Here is a 14,432-nt window from a genome sequence, read left to right as displayed (position 1 = left end):
AAACGATCTTAAATTTAAACTTAGAAGAGTAAGTTTTTCGTGTATTCATAATCAAAATCCCCCATATTGTTTTCTTAAATTATACTCTATTTTTTTGCTTAAGGTTAAACACTCTTTGTATGAATTTATACGACCATTATAAAGATTTAAATTTAACTCATCTAAAATAGTGTCCACTAAATTACTTTTTATATAAGCTTCTCTTATTATAAGAATCCTCTGTATCTACAAATTCACAGGTGTCATTCCATCTAGACCAATCAATATTGAGTCTTTCTAAGTTTGAATATGAACTATTAAATTCATTGTTTATCAATTTATATACAGATTTAGATATTCCAATTTCTATCTGTTCATAGTCTTTTTCTATTGATTTTTTTAAATTAATAAAAATTAAGAGAAAAACTATGGCACTAGAAATTGTTACTATAAATAAACTTTTTGTTCTTAACATTATTTTTAACTCCTTTTGAACAATTTATTCAACTTGATTTTAACAATATATTTAGTGGCAGAAGAGAAACCTCTTAATTTATTAAAAAATTAAAATTAGTACATTAAAATCAAATCGTATCAATTACTATAGCATAAAAAACATCTTTTGATAATATTTGTTATTGTGAAGTAAAAGAGGATTGAAATATTCCTAGGATGAATACAATGAATGGAATGATATATATAAGATGAATAAAATGAATTATCTTTTTTTGTGAAAAAGAAGTAAACTATAGTGTAATATGGAAACAGGATGAATATAATAAATTCTTAAATCTATTATATCTGTATGTTAGTTTAACACTTTGGTTTATATAAAAGGGGAAAGGTGATAAAAATGAAAAAAAGTTTAGTAGCAGATATAACATTATTATTGGTATCGATTGTATGGGGATCAGGCTTTGTAGCTACCAAAATTCTATTGGATGCAGGGATATCTCCATTTTACATGATGGGGTTCAGATTTTTAATAGCAGGAGTATCTCTAGGGGTAATCTTTTTTAAGAGAATAAAGAAGATGAAAAAGGAAGATATATTGGGAGGCTTTTTAGTAGGAATCTTATTGTACTTGGCATTTGGAGCACAGACTGTAGGATTACAGTATACAACACCATCTAAAAATGCTTTTTTAACAGGAGTAAATGTAGTAGTCGTTCCATTTTTATATTGGGTAGTTACCAAGAAAAGACCTGATAAATATGCTTTTATAGCAGTAGGAATTTGTTTTTTAGGAACAGCATTTTTATCTATAGGAAATAATATGAATTTTGGATATGGGGAATTTCTATCTTTGGTGTGTGCATTTATATTTGCAGGGCATATAGTATCAAATGGTCATTATGTAGGCAAAACAGGACCTTTCATTCTTTGTTTTTTACAGATGGTCTTTGCATCAATCTTCTCTTTTATAACGGCGTTTAGCGTAGAGACACTACCGCCTGTGATACCTAACCAGACTTGGTTAGCTATACTTTATGTGGGGATAGTTACAACAATGCTTGCATTTTTTCTTCAAACATGGGCTCAAGCTCATACCACATCTACAAAGACAGCAATAATATTATCTACAGAAGCAGTTTTTGGAACCTTATTTTCAGTAGTTTTATTGGGAGAGTTATTAACTATAAATATGATTATTGGAGGTATTGCTATATTCATAGCAATAATAACTGCAGAAACAAAATGGAATTTTTTGAAATTTAAGAAGAAAACAGTTAAGATATAAGAAAGAAAAAAGAGTAGCTTAAGCTACTCTTTTTTAATCTATTTCCTTTGAAATAGAAAGATAGATGAAGATAAGAAAATAGGGGGAGCTAAGATGTTTAAATTAGTGTCAAATTATACTCCTACAGGAGATCAGCCAAGTGCTATAAAAACTCTAGTAGAGGGATTAAATAATAACTATAAGGATCAGACATTATTAGGAGTAACAGGGTCTGGAAAAACTTTTACCATAGCCAATGTAATAGAAAAAACCAATAGACCTGCTCTCATTATGGCTCCTAATAAAACTCTGGCAGCACAACTATATTCAGAGTATAAAAAATTTTTTCCTGAGAATGCAGTGGAATATTTTGTTTCTTACTATGATTATTATCAACCAGAGGCTTATATTCCCTCTACAGACACGTTTATAGACAAAGACTCATCTATAAACGACGAGATAGATAAAATGCGTCATTCGGCAACTGCGGCGCTTTTAACGAGGAAAGATGTCATAGTAGTAGCCTCTGTATCAGCCATCTATGGTTTAGGGTCTCCTGAAACATATAAAAAGATGACTCTAGCTATCGATCTTAAGAGTGGTATGAGCAGAGATGAAGTCATGAAAAAATTAATCTATTTAAGATATGAAAGAAATGATATAGCATTTGAAAGGGGAAAATTTAGAGTCAAGGGAGATATTATAGATATCTACCCCGTTTATCAAGAAAGTGGATACAGGCTAGAATATTGGGGAGATGAACTGGAAAGTATCTCTGAAATAAATACCCTAACAAGTCAGAGTATAAAAAGAAATCTTGAGAGGATAATGATCATGCCGGCTACTCACTATCTGACAGAGGGAGACAGACTAGAGGAGATCATGGAGGAGATAAAAGGAGATCTAGAAATTCAGGTAAAAAAATTTGAAAGATCAGGGAAGCTCCTAGAAGCACAGAGGATAAGGCAGAGAACGGAGTATGATCTCGAGATGATAAAGGAGATAGGCTACTGTAAGGGGATAGAAAACTATTCTAGGTATCTATCGGGGAAAAAAGAGGGAGAAAAACCCCATACTTTATTAGAATACTTTCCAGATAATTTTTTGATCTTTATGGATGAATCCCATATAGGATTATCTCAAATTGGTGGGATGTATAAAGGAGACAGATCAAGAAAGACAACTTTAGTAGAGAATGGATTTAGACTGCCATCTGCTTTAGATAATAGACCCTTGAAATTTGAAGAGTTCAGAGAAGTAGGAGGGCAGATGATTTTTGTATCGGCTACTCCTGGAAATTTTGAATTAGAAAATAGTATGGCAATTGCAGAACAATTGGTTCGACCTACAGGTATAATAGAACCTAGGGTAACAATAAAGCCAATTAAAAATCAAGTGGATGACCTCTTAGAAGAAATCCGAATCCGAGTAGAAAAAAAGCAATGTGTTCTAGTGACCACACTGACGAAAAAGATGGCAGAAGAGCTGACAGAATATTATCTTGATCTGGGAGTGAAGGTGAAATATATGCATTCTGGGATAGACACATTGGAAAGGATTGAGATAATTCGAGGTCTTCGAAAAAAGGAATTTGATGTATTGATAGGAATAAATCTATTACGGGAAGGGTTAGATATTCCAGAGGTATCCTTGGTAGCTATATTAGAAGCAGATAAGGAAGGTTTTTTAAGAAGCCGGAGGTCACTGATACAGACAATGGGTAGAGCTGCTAGAAATATAGATGGAGAAGCAATCTTATATGCAGATATTATGACAAAATCTATGGCGGAAGCCATCTCAGAAACAGATAGAAGAAGGGAAAAACAGATAGAATATAATATAACTAATAATATAGATCCTAGAACCACTATAAATGAGATCTCTGAAGATCTACTCAACCTAGATTATGGTTTAGATATGGATGAAATAAACGAAGAAACAATGATATATAGTTCTAAAAAGGATATAATAGAGCAGATAGGAAGATTAAAAGTAGAGATAAGAATATTAGCTGGAGAATTAGATTTTGAAGGAGCTATAAAAAAAAGAGATGAGATGTTAAAATTAGATAAATTATTATTGGAAATATAGGCTATTAGGGGGAAATTATGAAAAATATAAAAGTAGACAGGTTTTTAAAAAAATATGATAAGATGCTACCCGTCTATAAGGAGATGGTAGAGGTCATACAGGAGATCTTTGAGAATGAGATTGAGAATAAAAATTATCGACTTCAAAGTACAAATTTTAGGATAAAAACCAAGGGAAGTTTGAGTAAAAAAATACATGATAAGGGAAGAAAATATCAAAGGTTGTCTGACATTACCGATGTTATAGGATTCAGAGTAGTTACCTTCATGGAAGATCAAGTAGACATAACAGCTGAAAAAATAAAAGATTTTTTTGTGATAGATGAAAAAAATACTATCGACAAAAGAAAAGCAATCGATCCTAGATCGTTTGGATATATGTCCCTCCACTACGTGGTGTCATTTCCACTGGAAGAAAAGTATAAAAATTTTAGAGGGATAAGGTTTGAAATTCAGATAAGGAGTCTGCTACAGCATACTTGGGCTACCATAGAACATGATTTGGGATATAAAAGCAGTGTAGGAATCCCGGATGAACTGATAAGAAGTTTCTCTAGAGTTGCAAGTTTACTGGAGTTAGCCGATAAGGAATTTGTAAATATAAAGCAGGATCTTATAAGGTATGAGGAAAAAGTGCATGATTCCATAAAGATGGGAGGGAATATGCCTAGTGACAGTCCTTTAAATAATATAACTATTAGATATTTTATGGAAAATAATATTATCTTGAAAAACCTTTTTAGAGATATTTTAAAAGAACTTAATTTAAAGGAGGAAACCAGGGAGGAAGCCCCTGTAGAGATAATAAGATTATTGAATTATTTCAAACTAAAAAAGACAGGGGATTTAGAAACTATACTGCAGACTAAAAAAAAAGAAATAATTTTTGTATTCGGTAAATTGGTTTTGGAAACAGGTGAATATACCATGGAGAAGAGAGGTGTCTTTTATTCTATGGCATATGTGCTACTTGGAGGAGAGCCTCTCAGTGAGAAGTTAAAATTTTTAGAGATGTTTAAGATATTGACCGATGATGAAAGAAAAGGAATGGCTGAGATGATGGAGAAATACCATCTAGAATATAAAAAAAAATCAAAGAAGCCCACCAAATATTCTTTAAAGAATATTATTTTTAGAACTAAAAAGGGGACTAAATGAGAAAAATAGACTATTATGGGGAATTTTTAGAGAAACTAAGTGAGTTCTTAGGAGTACAATTACAGATAAAAGCTCACGGTAATCATGTGGAATTTATACCGGAGTTTAATTCCAAATTTATTAAGAAAACTTTGGAACATATAGGTGAGATTTTTGAGGTTTTAGATATAATCTTAGAGGAATACTATGAGAATAATAATAATATTTACTTCACCGATCTAATAGAGGAACTTTCTCAAAAATTAATAGGTCATATGGTAAAGGAAAAATTGGTAGTTACAAATGAACAGATGAATTTTATGAATACCATAAAGAGGATCTGTAATGAAACTTATGAAAGTGAGAACTCAAATTTAAATATATTACTTTTTAAAAACAGAAAAATTATCCCTGAAGAATTAAAAAAAATGGGACTAGATTTTCTTCCTTTTGATACGCCTAAAAAAATAGAGGAGATATTCAGAGAAAAATTATCCCTAAAGATGTTAAATGGAGATAATTTAGTGTTGATCATAGGTAGTGACTTTAGAGGTTATGGACTGGGTGTAAATGATGAAAAACACAAAGTATTTAAGGAAAGGATGCTGGTTAAATTGAGGAGCCAAAATAATGAGCATTTAATCTCATTTATATCTTTGTTATCTAAAAATGTTTTAAATTATATTGATAAGGATAGTATAGATGTAGAAGTTAAGGCTGGATTTAAATTGAGTGAGGAGAAAATAAAAAAACTGGTTAAATATTCCAATGAAAAGATGATGTCATCGGAAGTTTTTTTTAATAGCTATAACAAAGAAAAAAGAGATATGTTCCCATATATATACATGGAAATTAAAGATAAAGAATTAAAGTTATATTTGCAGAATTCTACAGATAACTACCTTTCATACAGGAGTGGAAAATGGAAGTTAAAATCTTTTCATATTTTAAAATTTTTGATTATAGAAAAATTTTATATGGATTCTTTTGTATTTCACCTTTTTAATGATAAAATAGAGAAAAAAGATATAATTAAAAACATTATAATAAATGTAGACGTTTTGGTCTGTCTTATTAAAAACCTCCTGGAAGAAGGTAAGGGAGGACTCTTTATAATCTTAGAGAGAACTGTAAAAGACAGACAGATGGAAAAAATATTTATAGATGGAAACGAAGACAAGAGTATATATAAGAGAACAGTTTTAAAGGATGGAAAAAATACCCGAATAAAAAATCATAATTTTGAATATTTGAAACTAATATCTAAGGTAGATGGAGCTGTGACCCTAGACAATGAATTTAATCTTTTATCATTTGGCAGATTGGTGAAATTAGATATGAATGGAAGCAAAGAGAAGGTCGAAGGAGCCAGAACAGCTGCTGCAATAAGTGGGTCTAGATATGGTTTAGCTATAAAAGTATCTGAAGATAAAAAAACAACTGTTTGGGAAGATGGGATAAAGATATTGGAGATATGATTTGTCTCTTTACTTTTGATGACCATAAAACAGATATCCATAGATGTGAGAGGGTAAAGAGGAGAAATATATGAAGGATAGGATATTTACAGTAAGTCAAATGAATAAGATGGTAAAGGAATATTTAGAGGGAAATGACAGTTTTAATAATTTTTTTCTTAAAGGGGAGATCTCGGGGATAAATTACTATAAGAGCGGACATCTGTATTTTACCATGAAAGACAGTAAGGCCAGTGTAAAATGCGTATCGTTTAGATATAAATTTAAAAATATCCCAGAGGATTTAAAAGAGGGCGATAAGATAAAATTGTTTGGGAAGGTGACTCTCTATGAAGCCAGTGGGAACTATCAAATATTGGTAGCTCATGTGGAAAAAGAGGGAAGTCTAGGGAAACTATTTGAGGAGTTAGAAAGAACCAAAAGAGAGCTAGCCAAAGATGGTTATTTTGATACAAAATACAAATTACCTATTCCAAAACTACCTCAAAATATAGGGATAGTAACCTCGGGTACAGGGGCTGCAGTAAAAGATATAATAAAGACAGCCAAACTTAGATATGAAAATATAAATATCTATGTCTATCCCGCCAAGGTTCAGGGGATAGGATCTGAAGATGAGATTATAAAGGGAATAAAAATATTAGACGAGATGGAGGAAATAGACCTTATCATAGCAGGACGGGGTGGCGGAAGTGTGGAAGACCTTTGGTCATTCAATAAAAAAAAGGTGGCTCTTGCGTACTTTAACACTAAAACTCCTATTGTTTCAGCTGTAGGTCACGAGATAGATAATCTTTTGACCGATTTGACCGCAGATCTGCGAGCTTCTACTCCTACCCATGCAGCAGAATTAGTAGTTCCTAGAAAAGATCTGCTCATTGAAAAATTGGAGGATAGAAGGAGGAAACTAAATAACAACCTACTGACCAACCTTAGGGAAAAAAAGGAAAAATTAAAAACTTTGAGAAATAGCTATATCCTGAGAAGTTATCTAGAGACTGTTGTAGAGAAGAACAATCTTTTGATGGACAGGGAAGACAGGTTGAAAAAAGTTATTTCAAGTAGTTTAATCCGAAAAAAACATCTATTAGAAGTGAGGATGGAAAAATTAAGATCATTGAATCCAGAGGGAATATTGAAGAGGGGATACACCATAACTAAAGCAGGAGATAAGGTCATAAGGAGTGCAGGAGAGTTAGAAAAAGGTGAAAAAATAGAGATTATCTATCACGACGGTAGAGTAATCAGCAGAGTAGAGGAGATGAATAGATGAAAAAAATATTGATGATATTATTTGTTGGGATAGTATCAATAGGATATGCAGAGGTTCAGGGTAGGTTTAGAACAGAGGATATTTATAAGATGGCAGATGACGGAAATACAACCTATGAAGAGTATATGAATGCAGGAGAAAACTCTTATTTAGAGGGGAATTACGGCGACTCATTGGATTTTTACTTGAGGGCCTTTAAGGTGGAAAAAGATGATATAGAATCTCTTGGAGGGATAGCTAGATCATATGAGGGCCTAAACCAGACAGATAAAGCCCTGGGAGTATATAGAAAAATTTTAAAATTAAATTCTACAGATACTAAAGCATTGCAAAAAAAACTGACCTTAGATAAAAAAAATGTCTCTAAGTGGAATTATGATAAAAAAGAGGAATATTTTGAGGAGTTTGAAACTTACTTAAAAAAAACTAATTATACAAATAGCGAGGATATTTATATCTTGGGAAGTATATATATGAATGATAAATCTTTTAAAAGAGCTTATACTATATTTAAAAGAGATGAAAGGGGAGATTATAGAAATTATTTCGGTGCAGCTACAACTGCTAGATTTTTAGGAAAATATGATACCGCTATTATATTTTATAAGGAACTTTTATCTGAAAAACCAGGTTTTTACAGAGGATATCTAGGATTAGGAATCTCCTATCAAATGAAAGGAGAGTATGAAAGAGCCATAGAAAATATGGAGAAATATCTTATGTACCAGGAGGATGAAAATGTCTATATAGCCATGGCAAATATCTATATGGCAGAGGATAGATACAGTAGTGCTAAAGATATTTTGGAAAAAGCACAGGCTAAATTTCCTGATTCTAAGAAAATAAGAAAAAATTTAGGCGATATATACAGTAAGTTAGGAAGAAATTAATAAACTAAAATTAAAATAAAAAATGTCTTGAATTAGGTTTAGAGTGAAAACTGTCATGGAGGTGAGAATTTTGGATTCTTGGTATAAATTGAGAGTAGCAGGAGTAAGGGATAGCATAATAATTAAGTTGATGAATTTATGTGAAGAATTTGAAGAAATCTTCCTCCATGACAGGGTATTTTATAGTGAATTTATGAGGCTAAAAGATGAAGATATTAGTAAAATTTTAAATTCTTATAAAATTAACCTTGATTTTTATAGGGAAAAGATGCTAAATTTAAATATTGAAACAATTTCTATAAAGGAGAAAGAGTATCCATTATATTTAAAAAACATCTCCCATCCACCGGTATTTCTATATATGAAGGGAAAGATGACTTTTTATGAAAAAAATATAGGAGTAGTTGGAACACGGAAGATGACCAGTTATGGGGAGTCTGCATGTAAGGGCTTAGTAGGAGATTTAGTAAGAGCAGGAGTAACTATAACCAGTGGATTAGCAACGGGAGTAGATGTAACAGCTCATAAAAGGGCCTTAAACCTAGGTGGGAATACAATAGCGGTTGTAGGAAGCGGATTAGATGTTGTCTACCCTCCTGAAAATAAATATGAATGGGAAAGAATAACAAAAGAGGGGACACTTATAAGCGAATATCCATTGGGTACTCCTCCAGACAGATATAATTTTCCTAGAAGAAACAGGATAATAGTCGGTTTGACCAGAGGAGTGGCAGTGATAGAAAGTTATAAAAAGGGAGGCAGCCTGATAACTGCTAAACTGGCTTTGGAAGAAAATAGGGATGTTTTTATTATTCCGGGATTTCCAAACTATCCGTCCTTTGAGGGGAACAATAACCTCATAAAAGACTCCTACGGTAAGCTGGTTACCAGTGGAAAAGATATATTAGAAGAGTATGGATGGACTGGAGAAAATGAAATTAATATCAACGTAGACATAGGTGCAGAAGAGGGAAAAATCTACAGTGCACTGGTTGTAGAAAAAAGTTTAGATGAACTGATGACAGAAACCAAAATTTCCATAGGTAAACTTTTGGGGTTATTAACAAATTTAGAATTAAAAAAACTTGTGAGAGCTATTGCAGGTGGCAAGTATAGAAGAGTGTAGTAAAGACAAAATATTGGAGTGATAGAAGTGGCTAAAAAAAATCTAGTTATAGTAGAATCCCCGGCAAAGGCAAACACTATAAAAAAAATACTAGGACGTAATTATGAGGTTACAGCCTCATATGGACATATAAGAGACCTTCCCAAAACAAAAATGGGGATAGATATAGAAAATGAGTTTACACCATCTTATTCAACAATAAAGGGTAAGGGTGAAATAACTAAAACTTTGAGAGCCATGGCAAAAAAAGCAGATAAAGTCTATCTAGCAGCCGACCCGGATAGGGAAGGGGAAGCTATAGCTTGGCATATAGCTCATATATTAAAACTAGATCCAAAGGAAAAAAACAGGATAGAATTTAATGAGATAACAAAAACTGCAATAAGAGAAGCAGTAAAGAATCCTAGAATTATAGATCAAGATAGGGTCGATGCACAACAAGCAAGGAGATTATTAGATAGAATAGTAGGGTATTCTATCAGTCCATATCTATGGCAATTAATATCTTCTAATACCAGTGCAGGAAGGGTGCAATCGGTATCGTTAAAATTAATTTGTGACTTAGAAGATGAGATAAAGGCATTTATTCCTCAAAAATATTGGGAAGTAAGTGGAAATTTCAGTGATAATATAGATCTAAATCTGTATAAATCAGGGGATGACAGAGGAATAAAAATGTGGGATGAGGAAAAGATGGAGGAGTTAAAAAAATCTCTAGAAGTAAATCCTATTTTTGAAGTAACCAGTACCGAGATAGCTAAGAAAACTAAGAAACCACCCTTACCATTAAAAACAAGTACATTACAACAATTGGCTTCATCATACTTAGGTTTTTCAGCTTCAAAAACTATGAGAGTAGCCCAGAGCTTATATGAAGGGCTAAAGATAGATGGAACTCAAAAAGGTCTGATTACCTATATGAGAACTGACTCTACTAGAATATCCGAGGAAGCTCAAGGGCAGGCTAAGGAATTTATTATAGATAAATATGGTGAAGAATATATAGGAAAGGAAAAGCAGAAAAAAACAGATGAGAAGAAGAAAATACAGGATGCCCATGAGGCAGTAAGACCTACCTATATAGATTTAGAACCGGATAATATTGAAGAATACCTAAATTCTGATCAATACAGATTATATAAGTTGATTTGGGAAAGATTTATAATCTCCCAGCTAGCTCCTATGGAATATGACCAGTTTACCTTGATAAGTAAATATGATAAATATCAGTTTAGAGGGATAGTAAATAAGGTAACCTTTGATGGATACTATAAGGTATTCAAAGAGGAAGATGAGATAAAAACAGCTGATTTCCCTACGATTAAAGAGGGAGATAGGTTAACCTTAGGAAAATTAAATATAAAGGCAGATGAGACTAAACCTTCTAAAAGATTTACCGAATCTTCATTGGTAAGAAAGTTGGAAGCTGACGGTATTGGAAGACCATCTACCTATGCATCCATCATAGAAACTTTAAAGAAGAGGGAATATGTCGAGGTCATGGGGAAATCATTTTTACCTACTAAGTTAGGTCATGATGTAGAAAAGATATTAAATAAATATTTCCCAAGAATATTGGGAGTAGAGTTTACATCTAGTATGGAAGATGCCTTAGATTCCATCGAAGAAGGAGAGATGAAGTGGACCAATGTCTTGAAAGAATTTTATGTAGATTTTAAAAAAGCATTGGATAATTTTGATAAAGAAGTGGAAAAGATTACCAATAGAAGGATTGAATCTGATGTACCATGTCCAGTGGATGGCTGTACAGGGAAGATGCTCCTGAAAACAGGTAGATTTGGTAAGTATTTAGAGTGTGAACACTTTGAAACTTGTAGTGGAAGGATTCCGCTAAAAACAGTGGATATTGATGAGCATGAGTTAGAAGATGGGCATATCTTTATCAATGAGGTAGTACAGAAGAGGGAAAGAATTAAAAAAGGTATACCAACGGATATAGTGATAAAAGGTGTCAGATATAATCTGAAAAAAGGAAGATTCGGTGAATATCTAGAGAGTGAAAATTATGAAACGGATAACAAAAGACTACCATTATCTAGTACGGTTATAGGTGTTCTAAGAGATGGAAGTATAGAGATAGATGTAGAAATGATCGCTTTAAAGGAAAGATTGTTAGAGATGAACGAGTATTTTGAAGAAAAAGATACTGATATGAAAACGGAAGACGGAACTATGATGATTTTAAAAAAAGGAAGGTATGGAGAATATCTAGAGAGTGAAAACTTTGCTGTGGATGATATCAGAATTCCTCTGCCAACCAGTATAAAAAAGCTAGTAAAAGAAGGTCAGTTAGAGGAAAAAGATGGAGTTATAATAATTAAATATCTTTTAGATGAGATAAAAGTTGTAGAAGATAAACTTATATCTGAAGCAGGAGTCTGTGAAAAATGTGGTAGCAAGTTTGAGATAAAGGCAAGTAGAAGGGGTAAATTTCTGGCGTGCAGTAACTATCCAACTTGTAAAAACACAAGAAAGATATTAAAAGATAAGGAAACAGGGGAACTATCAGTAGCTCCTCCTACAGTAAAAAAAGTTGTAGCAAAAAAAGCATCTGCAAAAAAAACGCCTGAAAAAAAACGCCAGCTAAAAAGGCTGTAGTAAAAAAGCACTTGTAAAGAAGAAGGCAGCAGTAAAAAAAGAAAAAGAAGAAAAGTAAGATCACTAGATCTCCCATTAAAATAATGGGAGATTTTTTTGCATTCACATAAATTTCATTTTTTAGGAGTAGGATTAAATAAAAAAGAAAGATATATATAATGCTTTTAAAAGGAAATTAAACAGAGTTGAATAATAACGTTATTATATATCATTTTATTTGGAGGGAGAATAAGGGCGGTTTAATATGGTTCGATTTATAAATTTTCACGGGGAAATAAAAAGTTTTTATGGAGAACATTATCATACTTTTGAAGAAATAGAAGTAGTGGGCCTGGAGGAAAAAGTATACATATTAAAAATTGGAGAAGTAATTCATTATATTAGGAAAGATGTTTATGAAAAATTGCAAAGGATACAGGCTTTCAAAGAAAGTGAGGGAGAATCATGTGAACATTGATGGATTTTTTTAAAATTATAAAAAAAAAGAGATGTATTTCCACAACAGTGGAAATATATCTCTTTTGAAATAACCTTATCTCTTTGAGAATTGAGGTGATTTTCTTGCTTTTTTCTTTCCGAATTTCTTTCTTTCAACCATTCTTGAGTCTCTAGTTAAGAATCCAGCTTCTCTTAAAACAGCTTTTAAAGTTTCATCAGCCATTAATAATGCTCTAGAAAGACCATGTCTGATAGCTCCTGCTTGACCAGTAGTTCCTCCACCATTTACGTTTACTTTAACTCCAAATTTCTCAGTAGTTTCAGTTAAAACTAAAGGTTGGTTTACGATATCCCCTAAGATTGCTCTTCCGAAATATACGCTCATTTCTTTTCCATTTATAGTAACACCTGTTTCACCAGGTACTAAGATTACTCTTGCTACTGAAGTTTTTCTTCTTCCAGTTCCTCTTAATTGTACAGTCATTTTAATTTACCTCCTATTTATTATAAAGATTTAGTTTCAGGGTTTTGAGCAGCATGCTCATGTTTAGGTCCAACAAATATTCTTAATCTAGTTAATTGCTGTGCACCTAATCTGTTCTTAGGTAACATTCTTCTAACTGCTAAAAATAAAGCCTCTGCAGGGTTCTTCGCTAAAACTTCTTCTAATCTTCTCTCTCTTAATCCACCTGGGAATCCTGAGTGATTGTAATAAATTTTGTCAGTTAATTTTTTTCCTGTAACTACAATTTTTTCCATGTTAGTGATTACTACGTAATCTCCACCATCGATATGAGGAGTATAAGTTACCTTATCTTTACCCATTAATTTTTTTGCGATTTGAGCAGCTAATCTTCCTAATACTGCACCATCAGCGTCATAATGTAACCATTCTCTAACTACATCTTCTTTTCTTAACATAAAACTATATTTGTTTTTCACGTTTTGTTCCTCCTTAAAATAAATGTTATAAAATAATATTTATAACGGCTCCTCGTGGGAAAGGGCTTTATCTTAGATATTATATAACAGTTAGCTCATTGTGTCAATGGTTTTTTGTTGACAAATAGTGTTGCAGGAGTAATTTTTTACAAAAAAATAAAATAGAGAAATTTACTCGGTTATGAACCTTTTTTTAATACATTTATCCGCTACTTGCGGTCTTTCTTCTATCATCTTTTTATCAGGTATGCTGCCTCTTTTTTCCTGAACTCCATTCTTCTCAATTTTACCTTTTCTAGGTAGTAGTTTAACAGTGTCTTCCAGTAAAATTCCTGCTTTTATTGCTCTGTAAATAGTTTTAAATGATCTGCTGTATATTTTCTCTCTCTAAAATGGTAAAATGTTTATGATTTATAGAAATCTCCTTTAATGTTTGGTGGTACATACATTAGGCAGGATTTTTCTATGAATCTTCTTTTGTTGCATTTAATTATACAATGTAACTGATGTTTCGCGGTAACAAATTTATTTAGACAGACTTATCCCATGAAAAATTATACTGTTTTTAAATCAGATAATCTTGAAAAGGTTTCTTTTAGTTCGGCGGTGAGTCTTGTCAAGCACACCACCACATATTTTCAAGGAAAACTTCATTTGCAGTAAAATAATTTAATACTTTTCGCGGTCTATTTCTAATTCTTTCTACAGTTCTTTCTAACTCATCATCTGGTATTTCTGAA

The 14,432-nt window shown here is 32.2% G+C and carries 12 protein-coding genes; 9 read left to right on the top strand and 3 right to left on the bottom strand.

Annotation, left to right across the window (positions count from 1 at the left end; translation table 11 throughout):
- Positions 1–181: 181 nt before the first annotated feature.
- Positions 182–454: a hypothetical protein gene (locus tag V5784_RS04965; protein ID WP_336887937.1), complete on the bottom strand. Its 273-nt coding sequence runs from the start codon at positions 452–454 to the stop codon at positions 182–184.
- Between the two features lie 378 nt (positions 455–832).
- On the opposite strand from V5784_RS04965, the gene V5784_RS04960 reads away from it, so the two are divergent.
- The 9 genes from V5784_RS04960 to V5784_RS04920 all read left to right on the top strand — a co-directional run bounded on the left by V5784_RS04960 (position 833) and on the right by V5784_RS04920 (position 12,769).
- Positions 833–1,720 (top strand): DMT family transporter, encoded by an 888-nt coding sequence (locus tag V5784_RS04960; RefSeq protein WP_336887936.1) that lies wholly within the window; start codon positions 833–835, stop codon positions 1,718–1,720.
- Between the two features lie 93 nt (positions 1,721–1,813).
- Positions 1,814–3,790, top strand: a complete 1,977-nt coding sequence (gene uvrB / locus V5784_RS04955; RefSeq protein ID WP_336887935.1) for an excinuclease ABC subunit UvrB — start codon at positions 1,814–1,816, stop codon at positions 3,788–3,790.
- 17 nt (positions 3,791–3,807) lie between these two features.
- Positions 3,808–4,947, top strand: a complete 1,140-nt coding sequence (locus V5784_RS04950) for a hypothetical protein (RefSeq protein WP_336887934.1) — start codon at positions 3,808–3,810, stop codon at positions 4,945–4,947.
- Entirely contained in the window at positions 4,944–6,404 is a 1,461-nt protein-coding gene (locus V5784_RS04945) for a hypothetical protein (RefSeq protein WP_336887933.1), read from the top strand. Before V5784_RS04950 ends, V5784_RS04945 begins: the two co-directional genes overlap by 4 nt.
- Positions 6,405–6,474: 70 nt before the next feature.
- A complete protein-coding gene (gene xseA, locus V5784_RS04940) occupies positions 6,475–7,677 on the top strand; it encodes an exodeoxyribonuclease VII large subunit (protein WP_336887932.1) in 1,203 nt (400 codons plus the stop codon).
- Positions 7,674–8,567 (top strand): tetratricopeptide repeat protein, encoded by an 894-nt coding sequence (locus V5784_RS04935; RefSeq protein ID WP_336887931.1) that lies wholly within the window; start codon positions 7,674–7,676, stop codon positions 8,565–8,567. Before xseA ends, V5784_RS04935 begins: the two co-directional genes overlap by 4 nt.
- Before the next feature lie 70 nt (positions 8,568–8,637).
- Positions 8,638–9,693 (top strand): DNA-processing protein DprA, encoded by a 1,056-nt coding sequence (gene dprA / locus V5784_RS04930; RefSeq protein ID WP_336887930.1) that lies wholly within the window; start codon positions 8,638–8,640, stop codon positions 9,691–9,693.
- A gap of 27 nt (positions 9,694–9,720) precedes the next feature.
- Positions 9,721–12,312, top strand: coding sequence for a type I DNA topoisomerase (topA, locus tag V5784_RS04925; RefSeq protein ID WP_336887929.1), 2,592 nt, complete (start codon positions 9,721–9,723; stop codon positions 12,310–12,312).
- A gap of 244 nt (positions 12,313–12,556) precedes the next feature.
- Entirely contained in the window at positions 12,557–12,769 is a 213-nt protein-coding gene (locus V5784_RS04920; protein WP_336887928.1) for a hypothetical protein, read from the top strand.
- Between the two features lie 75 nt (positions 12,770–12,844).
- On the opposite strand, the gene rpsI is transcribed toward V5784_RS04920, so the two are convergent.
- Together rpsI and rplM are read right to left on the bottom strand one after the other, a co-directional pair.
- Complete coding sequence (rpsI, locus tag V5784_RS04915) at positions 12,845–13,234, bottom strand: 30S ribosomal protein S9 (protein WP_336887927.1); 390 nt, start codon at positions 13,232–13,234, stop codon at positions 12,845–12,847.
- Positions 13,235–13,254: 20 nt separating this feature from the next.
- On the bottom strand, positions 13,255–13,671 hold the full coding sequence (gene rplM / locus V5784_RS04910) for a 50S ribosomal protein L13 (protein WP_336887938.1): 417 nt from the start codon (positions 13,669–13,671) through the stop codon (positions 13,255–13,257).
- Between the last annotated feature and the right edge of the window lie 761 nt (positions 13,672–14,432).

It is taken from the genome of Psychrilyobacter sp., from assembly GCF_037132775.1.
In the GTDB taxonomy this organism is placed as follows: domain Bacteria; phylum Fusobacteriota; class Fusobacteriia; order Fusobacteriales; family Fusobacteriaceae; genus Psychrilyobacter.
The sequence above is the reverse complement of the archived record's forward strand: the minus strand, read 5'-3'. Positions and strand labels throughout refer to the sequence as shown.

What these genes read in the sequence shown, in the direction of transcription:
- rplM (WP_336887938.1), bottom strand. Translation starts at nt 13,671, where the DNA reads ATGTTAAGAAAAGAAGATGTAGTTAGAGAATGGTTACATTATGACGCT.
- V5784_RS04950 (WP_336887934.1), top strand. Translation starts at nt 3,808, where the DNA reads ATGAAAAATATAAAAGTAGACAGGTTTTTAAAAAAATATGATAAGATG.
- V5784_RS04920 (WP_336887928.1), top strand. Translation starts at nt 12,557, where the DNA reads ATGGTTCGATTTATAAATTTTCACGGGGAAATAAAAAGTTTTTATGGA.
- V5784_RS04960 (WP_336887936.1), top strand. Translation starts at nt 833, where the DNA reads ATGAAAAAAAGTTTAGTAGCAGATATAACATTATTATTGGTATCGATT.
- V5784_RS04965 (WP_336887937.1), bottom strand. Translation starts at nt 454, where the DNA reads ATGTTAAGAACAAAAAGTTTATTTATAGTAACAATTTCTAGTGCCATA.
- uvrB (WP_336887935.1), top strand. Translation starts at nt 1,814, where the DNA reads ATGTTTAAATTAGTGTCAAATTATACTCCTACAGGAGATCAGCCAAGT.
- rpsI (WP_336887927.1), bottom strand. Translation starts at nt 13,234, where the DNA reads ATGACTGTACAATTAAGAGGAACTGGAAGAAGAAAAACTTCAGTAGCA.
- V5784_RS04935 (WP_336887931.1), top strand. Translation starts at nt 7,674, where the DNA reads ATGAAAAAAATATTGATGATATTATTTGTTGGGATAGTATCAATAGGA.
- xseA (WP_336887932.1), top strand. Translation starts at nt 6,475, where the DNA reads ATGAAGGATAGGATATTTACAGTAAGTCAAATGAATAAGATGGTAAAG.
- V5784_RS04945 (WP_336887933.1), top strand. Translation starts at nt 4,944, where the DNA reads ATGAGAAAAATAGACTATTATGGGGAATTTTTAGAGAAACTAAGTGAG.